At 73.2% G+C, this 19,061-nt stretch carries 16 protein-coding genes; 13 read left to right on the plus strand and 3 right to left on the minus strand.

Annotated features, from left to right (window positions below; all coding sequences use genetic code 11):
- The 10 genes from CNO22_RS17700 to CNO22_RS17745 form a co-directional block, all read left to right on the plus strand.
- On the plus strand, positions 1–954 hold a 954-nt coding region (locus tag CNO22_RS17700; protein ID WP_157936997.1), incomplete at its 5' end, for a molybdopterin dinucleotide binding domain-containing protein.
- On the plus strand, positions 951–2,426 hold the full coding sequence (nuoH, locus tag CNO22_RS17705; protein WP_100500614.1) for an NADH-quinone oxidoreductase subunit NuoH: 1,476 nt from the start codon (positions 951–953) through the stop codon (positions 2,424–2,426). The genes CNO22_RS17700 and nuoH, both read left to right, overlap by 4 nt.
- Positions 2,419–3,114, plus strand: a complete 696-nt coding sequence (nuoI, locus tag CNO22_RS17710) for an NADH-quinone oxidoreductase subunit NuoI (RefSeq protein WP_269799606.1) — start codon at positions 2,419–2,421, stop codon at positions 3,112–3,114. Before nuoH ends, nuoI begins: the two co-directional genes overlap by 8 nt.
- Complete coding sequence (locus CNO22_RS17715) at positions 3,111–3,932, plus strand: NADH-quinone oxidoreductase subunit J (RefSeq protein WP_100500615.1); 822 nt, start codon at positions 3,111–3,113, stop codon at positions 3,930–3,932. Before nuoI ends, CNO22_RS17715 begins: the two co-directional genes overlap by 4 nt.
- Before the next feature lie 73 nt (positions 3,933–4,005).
- A complete protein-coding gene (gene nuoK / locus CNO22_RS17720; RefSeq protein ID WP_100500616.1) occupies positions 4,006–4,305 on the plus strand; it encodes an NADH-quinone oxidoreductase subunit NuoK in 300 nt (99 codons plus the stop codon).
- A 13-nt stretch (positions 4,306–4,318) separates the two neighbouring features.
- On the plus strand, positions 4,319–6,214 hold the full coding sequence (gene nuoL / locus CNO22_RS17725; protein ID WP_198588411.1) for an NADH-quinone oxidoreductase subunit L: 1,896 nt from the start codon (positions 4,319–4,321) through the stop codon (positions 6,212–6,214).
- Between the two features lie 67 nt (positions 6,215–6,281).
- Positions 6,282–7,916 carry an NADH-quinone oxidoreductase subunit M gene (locus CNO22_RS17730; protein ID WP_100500617.1) on the plus strand — a complete coding sequence of 545 codons (1,635 nt, stop codon included), beginning with the start codon at positions 6,282–6,284 and terminating at the stop codon, positions 7,914–7,916.
- Positions 7,916–9,463: an NADH-quinone oxidoreductase subunit NuoN gene (gene nuoN / locus CNO22_RS17735; RefSeq protein WP_100500618.1), complete on the plus strand. Its 1,548-nt coding sequence runs from the start codon at positions 7,916–7,918 to the stop codon at positions 9,461–9,463. The genes CNO22_RS17730 and nuoN overlap by 1 nt, the downstream gene beginning before the upstream one ends.
- On the plus strand, positions 9,463–10,521 hold the full coding sequence (locus CNO22_RS17740; protein WP_100500619.1) for a polyprenyl synthetase family protein: 1,059 nt from the start codon (positions 9,463–9,465) through the stop codon (positions 10,519–10,521). The genes nuoN and CNO22_RS17740 overlap by 1 nt, the downstream gene beginning before the upstream one ends.
- A 100-nt stretch (positions 10,522–10,621) precedes the next feature.
- Complete coding sequence (locus tag CNO22_RS17745; protein ID WP_232807137.1) at positions 10,622–11,812, plus strand: PQQ-dependent sugar dehydrogenase; 1,191 nt, start codon at positions 10,622–10,624, stop codon at positions 11,810–11,812.
- Positions 11,813–11,845: 33 nt separating this feature from the next.
- Here the strand turns inward: CNO22_RS17745 and CNO22_RS17750 are convergent, their stop codons facing one another.
- Entirely contained in the window at positions 11,846–12,505 is a 660-nt protein-coding gene (locus tag CNO22_RS17750; RefSeq protein ID WP_100500621.1) for a pyridoxamine 5'-phosphate oxidase family protein, read from the minus strand.
- Between the two features lie 92 nt (positions 12,506–12,597).
- Here CNO22_RS17750 and CNO22_RS17755 point away from each other — a divergent pair, with 92 nt between their 5' ends.
- Both CNO22_RS17755 and CNO22_RS17760 read left to right on the plus strand, forming a co-directional pair.
- A complete protein-coding gene (locus CNO22_RS17755) occupies positions 12,598–13,980 on the plus strand; it encodes an aminotransferase-like domain-containing protein (protein ID WP_100500622.1) in 1,383 nt (460 codons plus the stop codon).
- Between the two features lie 221 nt (positions 13,981–14,201).
- Positions 14,202–14,654 carry a hypothetical protein gene (locus tag CNO22_RS17760; RefSeq protein WP_157936998.1) on the plus strand — a complete coding sequence of 151 codons (453 nt, stop codon included), beginning with the start codon at positions 14,202–14,204 and terminating at the stop codon, positions 14,652–14,654.
- Positions 14,655–14,754: 100 nt separating this feature from the next.
- On the opposite strand, the gene CNO22_RS17765 is transcribed toward CNO22_RS17760, so the two are convergent.
- Together CNO22_RS17765 and CNO22_RS17770 are read right to left on the minus strand one after the other, a co-directional pair.
- Positions 14,755–15,846 carry a 2-oxoacid:ferredoxin oxidoreductase subunit beta gene (locus tag CNO22_RS17765; protein ID WP_100500624.1) on the minus strand — a complete coding sequence of 364 codons (1,092 nt, stop codon included), beginning with the start codon at positions 15,844–15,846 and terminating at the stop codon, positions 14,755–14,757.
- Positions 15,843–17,774 carry a 2-oxoacid:acceptor oxidoreductase subunit alpha gene (locus CNO22_RS17770; protein ID WP_100500625.1) on the minus strand — a complete coding sequence of 644 codons (1,932 nt, stop codon included), beginning with the start codon at positions 17,772–17,774 and terminating at the stop codon, positions 15,843–15,845. Before CNO22_RS17770 ends, CNO22_RS17765 begins: the two co-directional genes overlap by 4 nt.
- Before the next feature lie 204 nt (positions 17,775–17,978).
- On the opposite strand from CNO22_RS17770, the gene htpX reads away from it, so the two are divergent.
- Positions 17,979–18,857, plus strand: coding sequence for a zinc metalloprotease HtpX (htpX, locus tag CNO22_RS17775; RefSeq protein WP_100500626.1), 879 nt, complete (start codon positions 17,979–17,981; stop codon positions 18,855–18,857).
- Positions 18,858–19,061 lie beyond the last annotated feature (204 nt).

The raw sequence follows: 19,061 nt of genomic DNA on the forward strand, positions 1-19,061 counted from the left end.
AAGGGGGCGTCGGCAGCGCCGAATCTGTATAAACGACAGGGGGAGGCCGGCGCGCTGCCGGCGCTGCTGCCCGGGGGCCGCCCGGTCACCGACGCCGGGGCCCGCGCCCAGGTCGCCGCCGCCTGGGGCGTCGCCGATCTGCCGGCCACCCCCGGCCGCGACACCACAGGGATCCTCACCGCCGCGGCGCACGGGCAGCTCGCCGGCCTGCTCGTCGGCGGCGTCGACCCGGCCGACCTGCCCGACCCCGCGCTGGCCGAGGCGGCCCTGGCCCGGGCCGACTTCGTGGTCAGCCTGGAGATGCTGCCCAGCGCGGTCACCGAGCACGCCGACGTCGTCCTGCCGGTGGCCGCCGCCCCGGAGAAGGCCGGCGCCTACCTGGACTGGGAGGGCCGGCTGCGACCGTTCGACGCCACGCTGCACGGCACCGGCCGGCTGCCCGACGGCCGCGTCCTGCAGGGGCTGGCCGACGAGCTGGACGTCGACCTGGGGCTGCCCGCCCCCGAGGTCGCCCGCGCCGAGCTCGCCGCCCTGGGGGTGGTCGCCGAGCGCCCGCGGGTGACCGGCCTGGACGTCGTCCCGCCCGGTGACCCGGAGCTCGCCGACGACCAGGCGGTGCTCGCCTCCTGGCGGCAGCTGCTCGACGTCGGGACGCTGCAGCGCGACGAGCCCGAGCTCGCCGGCACCGCCCGGCCGCCGGTCGCCCGTCTGGGCGAGGACGCCGCCGGCCGGCTGGGCCTGGTCGACGGCGACCGGGTCACCGTCTGCGGCGCGATGGGGGAGATCAGCCTGCCGGTGCTGGTCACCAAGATGCCCGACCAGGTGGTCTGGCTGCCGATGCGCGCACCGGGCAGCGAGCTGCGCACCCGGCTGGGCACCCCACCCGGCGGCGTCGTCCGCCTGACGACCGCATCCTCACCCACCCCGGCCATCCCGACGGGAGGCACCGCGTGAGCCCGATCGCCGCCGCCGACCAGCCCACTCTGGCGGACTTCGGCACCGACGTCTGGTGGATCGTCCTCATCAAGATCGTCGGCGTCTTCGCCGTCCTGGTGCTGCTGACGCTGTTCGCCATCGTCTTCGAGCGCAAGGTCGTCGCGCGGATGCAGCAGCGCATCGGCCCCAACAGGGTCGGCCCCCGCGGCTACCTGCAGAGCCTCGCCGACGGGCTGAAGCTGGCGTTCAAGGAAGACATCATGCCGGCGCTCGCCGACAAGCCGGTCTACTTCCTGGCCCCGGTCATCGCCACCATCCCGGCGTTCCTGGCCTTCTCGGTCATCCCGCTGGGCCCGGTGGTCAGCATCTTCGGCCAGCAGACCCCGCTGCAGCTCACCGACGCCCCCATCGGCGTCCTCGTCGTCCTGGCCTGCTCGGCGATGGGCGTCTACGGCATCGTGCTGGCCGGCTGGGCGTCGGGCTCGACCTACCCGCTGCTGGGCGGGCTGCGCAGCGCCGCGCAGATGGTCAGCTACGAGATCGCGATGGGCCTGTCGATCGTCGCGGTGTTCCTCTACGCCGGCTCGATGTCGACCTCGGAGATCGTCGCCGCGCAGGCCGACGGCAACCCGGTCTCCTTCTTCGGCCTGACGTTCACCGGCCCCGGCTGGTTCGCCGTCCTGCTGCCGGTCTCCTTCGTCATCTACGTCATCGCCGTGGTCGGCGAGACCAACCGGGCGCCGTTCGACCTGCCCGAGGCCGAGAGCGAGCTGGTCGGCGGCTTCCACACCGAGTACTCGTCGCTGAAGTTCGCGCTGTTCTTCCTCGCCGAGTACATCAACATGGTCACCGTCTCGGCGCTGGCCGCGACGCTCTTCCTCGGCGGCTGGCGGGCACCGTGGCCGATCTCGATCTGGGACGGCGCGAACTCCGGCTGGTGGCCGCTGCTGTGGTTCTTCCTCAAGGTCGTCGCCGCGCTGTTCGTCTTCATCTGGCTGCGCGGCACGCTGCCCCGGCTGCGCTACGACCAGTTCATGCGCTTCGGCTGGAAGGTGCTGGTCCCGACCGCGCTGGTCTGGATCCTCGCCGTCGCCACCATGCGCACCGTCGCCCGCGAGGCCGACCTCTCCACCGGCCAGGTGGCGCTGTTCGTCGGCGTCCCGATCGCGCTGCTGGTCATCGCCGTGCTGCTCCTCGCGAGCCGGGCCAGCAACCGGGCCACCCGCATCGCGGCGACCAAGGCCGCGGCCGGCTCGATCCACCCGACCGAGGCCGAGCCGGAGGTGCTGCCCCCGGCCGGGCCGCGGCGCCGCCCGGCCGGCCGCACCGCTCCGAGCCGGGCCGAGGGCGGCTTCCCCGTCCCGCCGATGGACCTCGCCGTCCCGCCGTCCCCGCGGCTGCGCAGCCGCGAGACGGTCGCGCCGGACGGCGCCGTGGTCGGCACCGGACGGCGCAGCACCACCACGATCGAGGAGGACGTCGATGACTGAGCACCGCGACGCGGACCGCCGCTCGCCGGAGCCCCACGACCCCGGCCACGACATGGTGGCGCAGACCGCGCGCGAACTCGCCCACCGCGGCCGCGACGCCGGACCGGCGAAGCGCACCAGCTGGCTGCCCGCACCCGGGCAAGGCTTCGGGGTCACCTTCGCGCAGATCTTCCGGAAGGTGACCACCGAGGAGTACCCCGAGGTGCCCAAGGTGACCAAGCCGCGCTACCACGGGCGGCACGTGCTCAACCGGCACCCCGACGGGCTGGAGAAGTGCGTCGGCTGCGAGCTGTGCGCCTGGGCCTGCCCGGCCGACGCCATCTACGTCGAGGGTGGCGACAACACCGAGGACGAGCGCTACTCGCCCGGTGAGCGCTACGGCCGCGTCTACCAGATCAACTACCTGCGCTGCATCTTCTGCGGCCTGTGCATCGAGGCCTGCCCGACCCGCTCGCTGACCATGAGCAACGACTTCGAGCTGGCCGACGACAACCGGGCCGACCTGATCTACACCAAGGAGCAGCTCATGGCCCCGCTGCTGCCCGGCATGGAGGCCCCGCCGCACGCCATGCGGCTGGGGGACGACGAGAAGGACTACTACGTCCGGGAGGCCGGCGGAGCGGCACCGCCGGCCGACCCCGCAGCCGGGGCCCGCGACGACCAGCCCGTCCCGGTGAACCACCCGTGAACGACGTCGTCATCGGCACCGGCGAGGCCGTCGTCTTCTGGGTGCTCGGCCCGATCGCGCTGGCCGGTGCCCTGGGCATGGTGCTCTCGCGCAACGCCGTCCACTCGGCGCTGTGGCTGGTCAACACGATGCTGGCGCTGGGCGTCTTCTACGTCGTCCAGGAGGCGCCCTTCCTCGGCGCGGTGCAGATCATCGTCTACACCGGCGCCATCATGATCCTCTTCCTGTTCGTGCTCATGCTGGTCGGCCGCGACTCCTCGGACTCGGTCGTGGAGACGCTGCGCGGCCAGCGGGTGGCCGCGATCGTGCTGGGCCTGGGTTTCGCCGGGCTGATCGGCGCCGGCGTCGCCCGGGCCACCCAGGGCCTCCCGGTCACCGGCCTGGCGGGCGTGCAGGGCGGGGAGACCAGCAACATCGAGGCGATCGCCGAGGTGCTGTTCACCCGCTACCTGCTGGCCTTTGAGGTGACCAGCGCGCTGCTGATCACCGCGGCCGTCGGCGCGATGGTGCTGGCCCACATCGAGCGGGACGCCGGCACGCGGCGCACCCAGAAGGAGCTGTCGCGGGCCCGCTTCCTCACCGGCCGGCCGCAGACGCTGCCCGGCCCCGGTGTCTACGCCCGCGGCAACTCCGTCGCCGCACCCGCGCTGCTGCCCGACGGCCGGCTGACCGAGGACAGCTTCGCCACCGGAATCGAACCCCAGGAGGTCGAGCAGATGCCGCGTCCCACCGGCCGGGCCGAGCTGGGCACGCCCGACGCGGCACTGGGCACCCTCGACCCGGCGCCCAGCGACATCCCGGGGGGTCGGGACAGGTGAGGGAGCTTGCGACCTCACCGATGAGCACAGCAGCGCCGCGAACGCGGCCGACGAGCGCCAGCGAGGAGGAGTCGTGAGTCTCACGCACTACCTGGTGCTCGCGGCGATCCTGTTCACCATCGGCGCGGTGGGCGTCCTCGTCCGGCGCAACGCGATCGTCGTGTTCATGTGCGTGGAGCTGATGCTCAACTCGGTGAACCTGACGCTGGTCACCTTCGCCCGCGCCAACGGCACCGTCGACGGCCAGGTCATGGCGTTCTTCGTCATGGTCGTCGCGGCCGCCGAGGTCGTCGTCGGCCTCGCGATCATCATGTCGATCTACCGGACCCGCAGGTCGGCGTCGGTCGACGACGCCAACCTGCTCAAGTACTGACAGGAGCCGGTAGATGGAGACCGTGCCCGCCGACGGGCTGATCGCCGCGTCCTGGCTGCTCATCGCGCTGCCACTGGCCGGCGCCGCCGTCCTGCTGCTCGGGGGACGACGAACCGACCGCTGGGGACACCTGCTGGGCACCGGCACCGTCGTCGCGGCCTTCGTGCTCGGCCTGTTGTGCACGCTGCAGCTGGGCGGTCGACGGGTGGACGTCGACCTCTTCACCTTCGTCTCGACCGGGTCGCTGGACGTGCAGGCCGGCCTGCTGTTCGACCCGCTCTCGGCGGTCTTCGTGCTGCTGATCACCGGCGTGGGCGCGCTCATCCACGTCTACTCGATCGGCTACATGGCGCACGACCCGCGCCGCCGACGGTTCTTCGCCTACCTCAACCTGTTCGTCGCGGCGATGCTGCTGCTGGTCCTCGGCGACAACTTCGTGGCCCTCTACGTCGGCTGGGAGGGCGTGGGCCTGGCGTCCTACCTGCTCATCGCCTTCTGGCACGAGCGCCCGTCGGCGGCGACCGCCGCGAAGAAGGCGTTCATCATGAACCGGGTCGGCGACGTCGGGCTGGCGCTGGCGATCTTCCTGATGTTCGCCCAGCTGGGCACCGTCTCCTACGACGGCGTCTTCGGTGCGGTCGGCACCCTGGCCGGCGGCACGGTGACCGCGATCGGGCTGCTGCTCCTGCTCGGCGCGTGCGGCAAGTCCGGCCAGTTCCCGCTGCAGGCGTGGCTGCCCGACGCCATGGAGGGTCCGACCCCGGTGTCGGCCCTCATCCACGCGGCCACCATGGTCACCGCCGGCGTCTACCTCATCGCCCGCTGCGCACCCATCTACGACGAGACGCCGACCGCGCGGGCCGTCGTCCTCGCTGTCGGCGCGATCACCCTGATGATCGGCGCGATCGCCGGCTGCGCCCAGGACGACATCAAGAAGGTGCTGGCCTACTCGACGGTCAGCCAGATCGGCTACATGTTCCTGGCCGTCGGCCTCGGCCCGGTCGGCTACGTCGCGGGGCTGGCGCACCTGCTCACCCACGGCTTCTTCAAGGCCGGCCTGTTCCTCGGTGCCGGCTCGGTGATGCACGCGATGGGCGACTCGGTCGACATGCGCCGCTTCGGCGGGCTCGCGTCGCGGATGAAGGTCACCTTCGTGACCTTCGGTCTGGGCTACCTGGCGCTGATCGGCTTCCCGTTCCTGTCCGGCTTCTACACCAAGGACGCGATCATCGAGGCGGCGTTCGACCGCGGCGACGGCTGGGGCTACCTGCTCGGCGGCGTCGCGATCCTGGCCGCCGGGCTCACCGCCTTCTACATGACCCGGCTGATGCTCATGACCTTCTTCGGCCGGCCCCGGTGGGAGCCCGGCGTCCACCCGCACGAGTCGCCGACGGTGATGACCGCGCCGATGGTGCTGCTCGCGGTCGGCTCGGTGCTCGCCGGTTTCCTGCTGGTCGTCGCCTTCCCGCTGGAGTCGTGGCTGACGCCGGTGTTCGGTGAGCCCGAGGAGGCCGAGCACGTCGTCGCGCCGCTCGTGGTGAGCGTCCTGGTCACCGTGGTCATGGCGCTCGGCGTGCTCACCGCCTGGCTGTTCGTCGGCCGCCGCGAGGTGCCGGTGACCGCGCCGGTGCGGGTGTCGCCGGTGACCCGCGCCGCCCGTCGCGCGCTCTACGCCGACGCGGTGAACGAGTCGCTGTTCATGCGGCCCGGGCAGTGGCTGACCCGTGCCCTGGTGTTCGTCGACAACCGCGGGGTGGACGGCGCGGTCAACGGCCTGGCCGCGACGCTGGGCGGCTCGTCGTCCCGGCTGGGCCGCACCCAGACCGGGTTCGTCCGCTCCTACGCGCTGTCGATGCTCGGCGGCGCGGTCGTCGTCGCCGGTGCGCTGCTGGCGGTGACGGCCGGGTGAGCGGGCTCCCCCAGAAACCGAGAGGCGACGACGTGACCTGCCGAGACGGAGCCTGCGGAGTCCAGCGATGACCACATTCCCCTGGCTCCTCACGATGATCGCCGTCCCGGCGGTCGGTGCGGCTGCGGTGGCCGCCCTGCCGCGCGGCCGGGAGTCGCTGGCCCGGCAGCTCGCGCTGGGTGTGAGCCTGCTCGTGCTGCTGCTCGCGGTGCTGGCCACGATCGCCTTCGACGCCGGCGGCGAGCGGTTCCAGCTGACGACGTCGGTCTCCTGGATCCCCGACTTCGGCGTCGACTTCGCCCTCGGCGTCGACGGGATCGCACTGGTGATGCTGCTGCTCATCGGCGTGCTCGTGCCGGTGGTGGTGGTCGCCTCGTGGCGGGAGGAGGCGACCGGACGGCGCTCGATGCGGGCGTTCTGGGCCTGGCTGCTGCTGCTCGAGTCGATGATGGTCGGCGTCTTCGCGGCGACCGACGTCTTCCTCTTCTACGTGTTCTTCGAGGCGATGCTCGTCCCGATGTACTTCCTGATCGGCAGCTTCGGCGGGCCGCGGCGGCAGTACGCGGCGGTCAAGTTCTTCCTCTACAGCCTGGTCGGCGGGCTGGTCATGCTGGCCGCCGTGATCGGGCTGTACGTGGTCAGCGCCAACGAGCTGGGCGAGGGGACGTTCGCCTTCGACGCGCTGCGGCAGATCGAGATCGACCCGGGCGTGCAGAAGCTGCTGTTCCTCGGCTTCTTCGTCGCCTTCGCCATCAAGGCGCCGCTGGTGCCGTTCCACACCTGGCTGCCCGACTCCGGTGCCGAGGCGCCGATCGGCGGGGCGGTGCTGCTGGTCGGCGTCCTGGACAAGGTCGGCACGTTCGGCTTCATCCGCTACTGCCTGCCGCTGTTCCCCGACGCCTCCCGTGACCTCGCGCCCTACGTCCTGGTGCTGGCCGTGGCCGGCGTCCTCTACGCCGCGCTGCTGGCGATGGGGCAGAGCGACATGAAGCGCCTGGTGTCCTACACCTCGATCGCGCACTTCGGCTTCATCGCGCTGGGCATCTTCGCCTTCACCACCGAGGCCACCACGGGCGCGGTGCTCTACATGGTCAACCACGGCATCGCGACCGGCCTGCTGTTCCTCGTCGTCGGCATGCTCATCGCCCGCGGCGGCTCCCGGCTGGTCGGCGACTACGGCGGCGTGGCCGCGCAGGCGCCCCTGCTGGCCGGGGTCTTCCTGATCGCGGGGCTGGCCTCGCTCGCGCTGCCGGGCACCAACAGCTTCGTCAGCGAGTTCCTCGTGCTGATCGGCTCGTTCCCGACCCGGCCGGTGGCCACCGTGCTCGCCACCGTCGGCATCGTGCTGGCCGCGCTCTACGTCCTGCTGGTCTACCAACGCACCATGCACGGCCCGGCGCGCGGCGTGCTGCTCGAGCCGGCGCCGGAGACGACCGCTCCCGCCACCGGAGGGGGCGGGGCCACCGCGGCCACCGCCACCCTCGAGGCCCCGGCGGCCGCGCCGGCCCGGCTGCGAGTGCGTGACCTGTCCCGCCGCGAGCTGGCCGTCGCGGCGCCGATGGTCGCGCTGATCATCGCGCTGGGGGTCTACCCGCAGCCGCTGATCGCCCTGATCGAGCCGGCGGTCGCGGCCACCATGAGCGACGTCGGGGCCGACCCGGCCGGCGTCTCGCCCGAGGCTCCCGTCGAGGGGACGGACTGATGATCGAGGCCCCGGCCCTCTCCCTGGCCGCGCTGGCACCCCTGCTGTGCGTCTTCGGCGCCGCGTGCGTCGGCGTCCTCGTCGAGGCCTTCGCGCCGCGCGACGTGCGGCACCCGGTACAGGTCGCCATCGCCCTGGTCGGCACCCTCGGCGGGCTGGTCACCAGCCTGCTGCTGGTGGGCGAGCGGCAGGTCACCGCGGGCGGAGCGCTCGCCGTCGACGGCGCCGCGGTCTTCCTGCAGGCCACCATCGCCGGCCTCGGCGCGCTGTCGCTGCTGCTGTTCGCCGAGCGCTCGCTGGACCCGGCCCGCTCGGCGTTCGTCGCCGCCGCCGCGGTGCCCGCGGGCAGCCCGCGCGACCGCGAGCTGATGACCGCCCCGCGGGTGCAGACCGAGGTCTACCCGCTGGCCACCTTCGCCATCGGCGGCATGATGCTGTTCGTCGCCGCCAACGACCTGCTGGTCATGTTCGTCGCGCTCGAGGTGCTCAGCCTGCCGCTGTACCTCATCAGCGGGATGGCCCGGCGTCGGCGGCTGCTGTCGCAGGAGGCGGCGGTCAAGTACTTCCTGCTGGGCGCGTTCGCCTCCGCCTTCTTCCTCTACGGCCTAGCGCTGGTCTACGGCGCCACCGGCAGCATCCGGCTGTCGGCCATCCGCGAGGCGTCGGCCGGCGAGGCCGGGGGCGGCGTGCTGCTGGTGCTCGGCCTGGCCCTGCTGGTGGTCGGGCTGATGTTCAAGGCCAGCGTGGCGCCCTTCCACGCCTGGACGCCGGACGTCTACCAGGGCGCCCCGACGCCGGTCACCGCGTTCATGGCCGCCTGCACCAAGGTCGCGGCCTTCGGGGCGATCCTGCGGCTGCTCTACGTCGCGTTCGGCACCAGCGAGTGGACGTGGCGGCCGCTGGTCTACGGCATCGCGATCGTCTCGATGGTCGTCGGCGCCGTCCTCGGCCTCACCCAGACCGATCTCAAGCGGATGCTCGCCTACTCCTCGATCGCGCACGCCGGCTTCCTGCTCACCGGCGTCCTCGGGTACGGCGGCGGCGCCGACGGCACCGGCTCCGGGCTCGGCGCGACGATGTTCTACCTGCTGGCCTACGGGCTGACCACGATCGGCGCCTTCGCGGTGCTCACGCTGGTGCGCGACGGCGACGGCGAGGCCACCCACCTGTCCACGTGGGCCGGCCTGGGTCGTCGCTCACCGCTCACCGCGGCGGTCATGGCGCTGTTCCTGCTCGCGTTGGCGGGCATCCCGCTGACCAGCGGCTTCACCGGCAAGTTCGCCGTCTTCCGCGCCGCGATCGACGACGGTGCCTGGCCGCTGGTGCTGGTGGCCCTGCTGGCCAGCGCGGTGGCGGCGTTCTTCTACCTGCGCGTCATCGTGCTCATGTACTTCTCCGAGCCGGCGGCCGACGGTCCGACGGTCGGCGTCCCGGGCCTGCCGACGACGCTGGTGCTCGCCGTGACGGTCACCGCGACGGTGGTGCTGGGCGTCGTCCCCGGGGCGGTGCTCGATCTCGCTGAGCAGGCGGCTATCTTCGTCGGTTGATGACCGGAGCCAGCGCCACCGTCGGCGGGGAGACCCCGACCGACTCCTGGCAGCGGATCTCGACCCCCGCCTCGACGATCGGCCCGTGGCTGCCCGAGGGCGACCTCGGCGCCCGGCTCGCCGAGGGTCTGGGCCGGGTCGAGGAGGCGCTGCTCACCGCCGTCGGCAGCGAGCACGCGTTCGTGCGGGAGGCGGCCGGGCATCTGGTCGCCGCCGGTGGCAAGCGGTTCCGGCCGCTGCTGGCGCTGCTCGCCGCCGAGCTCGGCGACCCCCGCGCCACGGGCGTCACCGAGGCCGCGGTGGTCTGCGAGCTCACCCACCTGGCCACGCTGTACCACGACGACGTCATGGACGAGGCCGCCGTCCGCCGCGGGGCGCCCAGCGCCAACAGCCGGTGGTCCAACAGCATCGCGATCCTCACCGGCGACTTCCTCTTCGCCCGCGCCTCCGACCTGCTCGCCGACCTCGGTCCCGAGGCGGTGCGCATCCAGGCGCGCACCTTCGAGCGGCTGGTCACCGGGCAAATCCGCGAGACCGTCGGCGCGCAGGCCGGCGACGACCCGGTGGCCCACTACCTCGAGGTGCTGGCCGACAAGACGGGCTCCCTGGTCGCGACGTCGGCCCGCTTCGGCGCCTCCTTCGCCGGGGTGGACGCCGAGCTGGTCGCCGCGCTGACCGCCTTCGGCGAGGAGGTCGGCGTCGCCTTCCAGCTCTCCGACGACCTGCTCGACATCGTCAGCGAGGGCGGCACCTCCGGGAAGTCACCCGGCACCGACCTGCGGGAGGGCATCGCCACGCTGCCGGCCCTCTTCGCCCTGGCCGGCGACGACCCGGCCGAGCAGCGGCTGCGCGAGCTGGTCGCCCGGCCGATCAGCGACGACGGCGAGCACGCCGAGGCGCTGGAGCTGCTGCGCTCGTCGGCGGCGCTGCAGCGGGCCACCGAGGTGCTGCGCGAGTACGCCGACCGGGCGCAGGCGCGGCTGTCCGGCATTTCCGAGGGGCCGGTCCGCGAGGCCCTCTCGGCGCTGTGCGACTACGTCGTCACGCGCACCAGCTGAGCAAGGACCCCATGCCCCCCACCGCTCGGAGAAGGACCCCGTCCCCCTCACCGTTCGCAGGCTCACGGTGAGCCTCTGGACGGGGCCGGCGGGACCCTGCATGGGGGCCGTCCTGCTGCTGTCCGCGTGCTCGGCCACGGCCGGGGAGCAACCCGACGCCGCACCGACCGAGGAGTCCGCGCCGGCCTCGACGACGCCCGCGTCGCCCGGGCCCGACCCGGCGTCCGAGCCGCGCCCGGCGCAGGACGTGGCCGTCGTCGCCAACGAGCTGGACCACCCGTGGGACGTCGCCCAGGCCCCCGACGGCACCCTGCTCCTCGACGAGCGGGGCGGCGGGCTGACCGCCGTGCTGCCCGACGGGACGGTGCGGCCGCTGGACGCCGACTTCGGCGACCTGTTCGCCACCGGGGAGACCGGGCTGATGGGCCTGGTGCTCGACCCGGGCTTCGCGCAGGACCGCCGCTTCTACACCTGCCAGGGCGTCGAGGAGGGCGGCGGTGCGGAGATCCAGGTGACCGCCTGGACCGTCGATCCCGGCTGGACGACGGCGACCCGCGTCGACGACCCGCTCGTCGACGACATCCCGGTCAACGAGCGCACCGGCCGGCACGGCGGCTGCCGGCTGCGCTTCGACGCGACCGGCTCCCTGCTCGTGGGCACCGGCGACAACGCCGTCGCCGCCAACGCCCAGGACCCGGGCACCCTCGCGGGCAAGGTGCTGCGGGTCGACCCGGCCACCGGCGAGGCGGCCGCCGACAACCCGTTCCTGGGTCGCCCGGACGCCGACCCGCGGGTGCTCACCTACGGCCACCGCAACGTCCAGGGGCTGGCCGTGCGACCGGGGTCGGGGCAGATCTACGCCGCCGAGCACGGCCCCCGCCGGGACGACGAGGTGACCCTGCTGCGGCCGGGCGGCAACGGCGGCTTCGCGCCCCAGGGCCCCGGCTACGGCGAGTTCGTGCCGATGACCGACCTCTCCCTGCCCGACGCGATGCCGGCCACCTGGGCGTCCGGCGAGCCCACGATCGCCTCCTCGGGCGCGACCTTCCTCGTCGGCGAGCAGTGGCAGGCGTACGAGGGCCTGCTGCTGCTCGGCGTCCTCAAGGACCAGGGCGTCCTCGCACTGCGCGTGGCCGAGGACGGCACCCTGCTCGAGCAGTTCCGGCTGCCCGAGCTGGAGGGTGCGTACGGCCGCATCCGGACCGTGCAGCAGGGCGGGGACGGCGCGCTCTACGTCACCACCGACAACGGCGACGGCGAGGACCAGCTGCTGCGGGTCACCCCGCGCTGACCTCGGCGGTTCCGCGGAAATCGCCCAGGCTCCTCAGATCTCCCGGTCGAGCACCCGGGCGGGGACGGGCGTGCCCGCCGGGAGCAGTGGGCAGGGTTCCGGCTCGCCCACCACGGTGCGCAGCGGCAGCACCCCCGCCCACACCGGGGTGGCCAGGTCCTGCTCGTCGTCCCCCGGCGGACCGGTGCGCACCTTGAGGCTGGCCTCGGTCAGGTCGAGGGCGAGCAGGGCGGTGGCGGCGAGCTCCCTGCGGTCGGGCCGCCGGGTGGCGTCCCACGAGCCCGGGGCCAGGTGCTCGGTGAGCGCCTCGAGGCCGTGCAGGAGCTCGTCGGGGCCGGTCACCCGTCGGGCGACGCCGTGGACGACGGCGCAGCGGTAGTTCATCGAGTGGTGGAAGGCCGAGCGGGCGTAGACGACGCCGTCGACCAGGGTGACCGTGAAGCAGACCGGCACGCCGGCGGACGCGGCCCGCAGTGACGCCGCGCCGGTGGAGCCGTGCAGGTAGAGGGTGTCTCCCTGTCGCCCGTAGCCGGTGGGCAGCACGAGCGGCGCGCCGTCCAGCACGACCCCCAGGTGGCCGACCAGGCCGGCGTCGAGCGTGGCGTACAGCTCGGCGCGGTCGGTGCGGGCCCGCTTGGCGCCCCGGCGGACGGTGCTGCGGGCGGTGGGGGAGAGCGGCGGTGCGGTATCCATGGTGCTGACCGTGCTCGCTGGGGTGGCCTCCTCCCAGGGCCAATACGCTGCCGATTCAGCAGGCCACTGTTCGTGGCGGGAGGAGGTGCGCGGTGGTCGACGTCCCGCCGGTGGTGCTGGACCGGACCTCGGGGACGGCGCTGTCGGTGCAGCTGGCCGACGCGCTGCGGTCGGCGGCGGCGGCCGGGACGCTCCGTCCCGGCGACCGGCTCCCCTCCACGCGCGAGCTGGCCGCCGCGCTCCGGGTCAGCCGCACCGTCACCGCCGCCGCCTACGACCAGCTGCTGGCCGAGGGGTGGGCGGCCGGGCGCCGCGGTGTCGGCACCTTCGTGGTCGGCGCGGTGACGGCGTCCCCGGCCCGGTCCCCGGCGCGTCCTCCGGTGGCCCGGCCGCCGGCGCCCGGCCGGTTGGACCTGCGGCCGGGTGCGCCGTGCCTGGAGGTGCTGGACCGGGCGGCCTGGCGGCGGGCGTGGCGTGCTGCGGGCGACCCGTCGCCGGACGCGGGTCCCGAGCCGGCGGCCGACCCGGCGTTCGCCCGGGCGGTGACCGAGCACCTGCTGCGCCACCGCGTCCTGGCCGCCGGACCGGGTGACGTGCTCGCGACCGGCGGCACCTCGACGGCGGTCGCCGAGGTGGCCCGGCTGCTGCCCCCGGGCAGCCGGGTGGGCGTCGAGGACCCCGGCTACCAGCGGGTCGTGGGCGCGCTGCGCGACGCCGGGGCCACGGTGGTGCCGCTGCCCGTGGACCGCGACGGGCTGGTCGTGGACGACGTGCCGTCCGGGCTCGCGGCCGTGTACTGCACGCCGGCACACCAGTTCCCGCTCGGCCGGCGGCTCTCCGCGGCCCGGCGGGTGGCGCTGGTGGCCCGGGCCCGCGCCGAGGGCTGGTGGGTGCTGGAGGACGACTACGACGGCGAGCTGCGCTACGACGTCGCCCCGCTGCCCCTGCTGGGCGCGCTGGGTCCCGACGTCGTCGTCCACCTCGGGACGACGAGCAAGACGGTGAGCCCGACGCTCGGCGTGGGCTGGCTGGTGGCCCCGCCGGAGCTGCGGGCGGCGATCCTCGCGCGGCGCACGGCCACCGGCACCCGCCCGGCGCGGGCCGGACAGCGGGTGTTCACGGCGCTCGCCGAGAGCGGCGACCTGGCCCGGCACCTGCGCCGTCTCCGCCGCGAGCTCGCCGCCCGGCGTGCCGAGGTGCTGAAGGCGGTCGCCGCGGGCGGCGCACAGGCCGAGGGCGACCCGGCGGGCGCGCACGTGTTCGTGCCCCTGCCCGAGCCGGTGGCCGAGGAGTCGGTCGTCGCCGCAGCGGCCGGGCGCGGCGTCGCGGTGGACGGGCTGGGGCGGCACCGGACCGCCCCCGGCCCGCACCGGCCCGCGGCCGGGCTCGTGGTCGGGTTCGCCGCACCGGCCCGCGCCGACCTGGCACGGGCCCTACCGGTGCTCACGGGGGCGCTGCGGGACGCGCTGGGCTGACCGGCGACACACGGCGACGCACGGCCGACTGCCCCCGGTCACGCCTCGTCCGTGAACCGGACGGCGCGGCGTCCAGTCCTCCGTTACCTGGTTGTGATCATCCGTCGGTCCGGGGAAGGGTCGCGGCCGTCGTTGCACTCTTGGCCGCACGGATGCGGCCGCCGGAAGGGGGAAGTTCCATGAACCGTTCACGTCTGCTGCTCGCCGTCCCCGGTGCCACGGTGCTCGTTCTCGCCGGAGGGTCGCCGGCCTGGGCCGGCGGTGACGGGCACGAGGACGAGAAGACCTACGCCGAGGTCGTCTCTATCGCGGATGAGGCCTCCGTCGAGAAGGACGGAGACGAGTTGACGGTCGAGTTCACCTACAAGTGCGAGGACGGGGACGACATCAAGACCCACGTGGCCCTCTGGCAGAAGGAGACGGAGGCCTACTACGAGACGAAGTTCAAGGGAGATCTCGAGTGTGACGGCGAGGAGCAGACCAAGGAGGTCACGCTCGAGAAGAAGAGCGACGAAGAGGCCGAAAACGGCGATGCCAAGGTCAAGGTCGCGTTCCACAAGGACGGCGAGAAGCTCGACAAGAAGGTCGAGGACGTCACCGTGGAGGGAGCAGAGGACGACGGCAAGGAGCACGACGGCAAGGAGCACGACGGCGAGAAGGACAACGGGCACTGATCCACGGGGCTGCAGCCCGATGTGACGGCCAACAGATCGAGGGGCGCCCGGGGACGTTCAGTCCCCGGGCGCCCCTCGACCTGTTCGGCCCGGTCGGCTGTCAGGCCGAGACGGTCCAGGTGTCGTTGCCGGCGAGCAGCGCGCCGAGGTCCGCCGGCGCGGACGTGCGGGCCTCCTCGACCTGGTCGGCCATCATACGGTCGTAGGTCGGCTTCTGCACCGACCGGAAGACGCCCATCGGCGTGTAGCGCAGGTCCTGGCTGGACAGCCGCGACAGCGCGAACGCGTACGACGGGTCCTCGCGGGTGGCGTCGTGCACGACGATCTCGCTCGCGTCCACCTGGTTGGTCTCGGCGATCCGCAGGCCGCCGAACTCGTCGCGGACCACGCACGAGGCGCCGTCCGGACCGAACACCAGCGGCTCGCCGTGGACCAGCGGGATCGACCACTGCACGCCGGTCGTCGGGTCCTTGAGCAGGTCGAACGCGCCGTCGTTGAAGATGTTGCAGTTCTGGTAGATCTCGACCAGCGCGGTGCCCTGGTGCTCGGCCGCCTGCCGCAGCACCTCGGTGAGGCCCTTGCGGTCGGAGTCCATGGCCCGCCCCACGAAGGCGGCGTCCGCGCCCAGTGCCAGCGACACCGGGTTGAACGGGTGGTCCAGCGAGCCCATCGGGGTGGACTTGGTGACCTTGCCGACCTCGCTGGTGGGCGAGTACTGGCCCTTGGTGAGCCCGTAGATCCGGTTGTTGAACAGCAGGATCTTCAGGTTCACGTTGCGGCGCAGCGTGTGGATCAGGTGGTTGCCGCCGATGGACAGCGCGTCGCCGTCCCCGGTCACGACCCACACCGACAGGTCCGGGCGGGACGCCGCCAGGCCGGTCGCGATCGCCGGCGCACGGCCGTGGATGGAGTGCATCCCGTAGGTGTTCATGTAGTACGGGAAGCGCGAGGAGCAGCCGATGCCCGAGACGATGACCATGTCCTCGCGCGCGATGCCGAGGCTGGGCAGGAAGCTCTGGACCGCGTTGAGGATGACGTAGTCACCGCACCCCGGGCACCAGCGCACCTCCTGGTCGGTCTTGAGGTCCTTGGCCTTGAGCGTGGTCTGCTTCTCACCCTGGGTCTCCACGGAGCGGGCGATGGCGTCGGCGATGGGGCCGTCGGCTGGCATGCCGAGGTCGATGGTGGTCACTGGGTGCCTCCGGTGGTGGAGTCGATGACGTCCTGGACGACCGCGGCGAGCTCGGCGGCCCGGAAGGGCAGCCCGCGCACCTGGGTGTGGCTCTCGACGTCGACGAGGTACTTGGCGCGCAGCAGCATCGACAGCTGCCCGAGGTTCATCTCGGGGCAGATGACCCGGTCGTAGCGGCGCAGCACCTCGCCGAGGTCGGCCGGGAACGGGTTGAGGTGCCGCAGATGGATCTGGGCGACCGACCGGCCGGAGCGGCGGATCCGCCGGCAGGCGGCGCCGATCGGCCCGTAGGTCGAGCCCCATCCGATGACGGCCACGCTGGCGTTCCCGTCCGGGTCGTCGACGTCGGTGGGCCCGATGCTCGCGGCGATGCCGTCGACCTTGGCCTGGCGCAGCCGGGTCATCAGGTCGTGGTTGGCCGGGTCGTAGGAGATGTTGCCGGTCTTGTCGGCTTTCTCCAGACCGCCGATGCGGTGCTGCATCCCCGACGTGCCCGGGATGGCCCACGGGCGGGCCAGCGTCTCCGGGTCGCGCAGGTAGGGCTGGAACTCCGGCGTCCCGTCGGGGGTGGCGGCGTTGGGCTCGGTGGCGAACTCGACCGAGAGGTCCGGCAGCTCCTCGACGTCCGGGATCTGCCACGGCTCGGCGCCGTTGGCCAGGTAGCCGTCGGAGAGCAGCATGACCGGGGTGCGGTAGGTCAGCGCGATCCGTGCGGCCTCGAGCGCGGCGTCGAAGCAGTCGGCGGGGGAGCGCGGCGCGACGACCGGCACGGGCGCCTCGCCGTTGCGACCGAACATCGCCTGCAGCAGGTCCGACTGCTCGGTCTTGGTGGGCAGCCCGGTGGAGGGGCCGCCGCGCTGCACGTCGACGACGACCAGCGGCAGCTCGGTCATGATCGCCAGGCCCAGCGCCTCGGACTTCAGCGAGACCCCCGGCCCGGACGTCGTCGTCACGCCGAGGGCGCCGCCGAAGGACGCGCCGATCGCCGAGGCGATGCCGGCGATCTCGTCCTCGGCCTGGAAGGTGCGGACGCCGAAGGACTTGTGCCGGGACAGCTCGTGCAGGATGTCCGACGCCGGGGTGATCGGGTAGGCGCCGAGGAACACCGGCAGGCCCGAGCGCTGCCCGGCCGCGACGATGCCCAGGGCCAGCGCCTGGTTGCCGGAGATGTTGCGGTAGCGACCCGGCGCCATCGGCGCGGGCTTGATCTCGTAGGAGACCGCGAAGGCCTCCGTCGTGTCGCCGTAGTTGTAGCCGGCCCGGAAGGCGGCGATGTTGGCGGCGGCGATCTCGGGCTTGCGGCGGAACTGGCGCTCCAGGAAGCGCACGGTGCCCTCGGTGGGCCGGTGGTACATCCAGCTCAGCAGGCCGAGGGTGAACATGTTCTTCGAGCGCTCGGCCTCCTTCTTGCCGAGGCCGGAGTCGGCGAGCGCCTCGAGGGTGAGGGTGGTCAGCGGCACGCTGACCAGCTGCCAGCCGTCGAGGGAACCGTCCTCGAGCGGGTTCACGGCGTAGCCGACCTTGGCCAGGTTGCGCGGGGTGAACTCGTCGGCGTCGACGATGAGCAGCCCGCCGCCGGGCAGGTCGGAGAGGTTGGCCTTGAGCGCGGCCGGGTTCATGGCGACCAGCACGTCCGGGGCGTCGCCCGGCGTCATGATGTCGTGGTCGGCGAAGTGCAGCTGGAAGGAGCTGACACCCGGCAGGGTCCCCGTCGGCGCGCGGATCTCGGCGGGGAAGTTCGGCAGGGTCGACAGGTCGTTGCCGAAGGACGCCGTCTCGCTGGTGAAGCGGTTGCCGGTGAGCTGCATGCCGTCGCCGGAGTCACCGGCGAGCCGGATGACGACGCGGTCGAGCTCGACGACGCTCTTGACGAAGGGCGTCGAGCCCCCCGCCGTGCTGGCGGCGACGGACGGGTCTGTCGTGGTCATCAGTGGTGCACCTCCACCGGCCGAGGTTACGTGTCCGTCACATCGCGCGGACCTGTGATGCGGGTGACAGACGGGACGGCCGGGGACCCCGGCACCTGACTGGTCCCAACCAACACCGGGGCGGACCCATTCCGTGACCGCGGTCGCACCCGGGCGGGGGAGCGGCCGGGGAACGGCGTCCCCGGGCACCGCGTTGGTCGGGACGTGCAGCGCTGGAGCAACGGACTCAAGACCGCGGTGCTCCTCGGCCTGATGGGCGGGCTGATCCTCGCCGCCGGTGCCCTCGTCGGCGGCCGGGGTGGGCTGTTCGTCGCCCTGCTGGTCGCCCTCGCGGTCAACGGTTACGCGTACTTCAACTCCGACAAGCTCGCCCTGCGGGCCATGCGGGCGTTCCCGGTGACCGAGACCCAGGCGCCGCAGCTCTACGCGATGGTGCGCGACCTGGCCACCGAGGCCCGGCAGCCGATGCCGCGGCTCTACGTCAGCCCCACCGACCAGCCCAACGCCTTCGCGACCGGCCGCAACCCGCGCAACGCGGCCGTCTGCGTGACCCAGGGGATCCTCGAGCTGCTCGACCGCCGGGAGCTGCGCGGCGTGCTCGCCCACGAGCTCTCGCACGTCTACAACCGTGACATCCTCATCAGCTCGGTCGCCGGCGCCATGGCCACCGTCATCACCTACCTGGCGCACATGGCGATGTTCGCCTCGCTGTTCGGCGGGCGGTCGGAGGACGACCGCGGCGGTGGCAACGCCCTCGGCAGCCTCCTGCTGGTCTTCCTCGGCCCGCTGGCCGCCGGCCTGGTGCAGATGGCGGTCAGCCGCAGCCGCGAGTACCAGGCCGACGCCTCCGGTGCGCTGCTGTCGCAGGACCCGCTGGCGCTGGCCTCGGCGCTGCGCAAGATCGCCTCCGGGGCGGCCGCCCGGCCGCTGCCCCAGGAGGACCGGCTGGTGACCCAGAGCCACCTGATGATCGCCAACCCGTTCCGGGGCCAGGGTCTGGCGTCGATGTTCGCCACCCACCCGCCGATGCCCGAGCGGATCGCCCGGCTGGAGCAGATGGCCCGGGAGCTCGGCCAGCGCTGAGGACGCCCCCCGTCCCTCCCACCGCGCGCACACCCGCGGTGAGCCTCCGGACGGGGGCCGGCTGTCCACAACACCGCGGCGGATTCCGGGCACGGCCGGTCTCGTTCGTGCTACGAACCGCGCTCCTGCGTGGTCACCCGAGCTCACCGGCTGGACTGCACCTGACGGGCACTCCGGCCGACCACTGCAGGGACGCCTGCGTAC

It is taken from the genome of Geodermatophilus chilensis (assembly GCF_002802985.1).
Taxonomy (GTDB): Bacteria; Actinomycetota; Actinomycetes; order Mycobacteriales; family Geodermatophilaceae; genus Geodermatophilus; species Geodermatophilus chilensis.

What these genes read in the sequence shown, in the direction of transcription:
- nuoI (WP_269799606.1), top strand. Translation starts at nt 2,419, where the DNA reads ATGACTGAGCACCGCGACGCGGACCGCCGCTCGCCGGAGCCCCACGAC.
- nuoL (WP_198588411.1), top strand. Translation starts at nt 4,319, where the DNA reads ATGGAGACCGTGCCCGCCGACGGGCTGATCGCCGCGTCCTGGCTGCTC.
- CNO22_RS17730 (WP_100500617.1), top strand. Translation starts at nt 6,282, where the DNA reads ATGACCACATTCCCCTGGCTCCTCACGATGATCGCCGTCCCGGCGGTC.
- nuoN (WP_100500618.1), top strand. Translation starts at nt 7,916, where the DNA reads ATGATCGAGGCCCCGGCCCTCTCCCTGGCCGCGCTGGCACCCCTGCTG.
- CNO22_RS17740 (WP_100500619.1), top strand. Translation starts at nt 9,463, where the DNA reads ATGACCGGAGCCAGCGCCACCGTCGGCGGGGAGACCCCGACCGACTCC.
- CNO22_RS17745 (WP_232807137.1), top strand. Translation starts at nt 10,622, where the DNA reads ATGGGGGCCGTCCTGCTGCTGTCCGCGTGCTCGGCCACGGCCGGGGAG.
- CNO22_RS17750 (WP_100500621.1), bottom strand. Translation starts at nt 12,505, where the DNA reads ATGGATACCGCACCGCCGCTCTCCCCCACCGCCCGCAGCACCGTCCGC.
- CNO22_RS17770 (WP_100500625.1), bottom strand. Translation starts at nt 17,774, where the DNA reads ATGACCACGACAGACCCGTCCGTCGCCGCCAGCACGGCGGGGGGCTCG.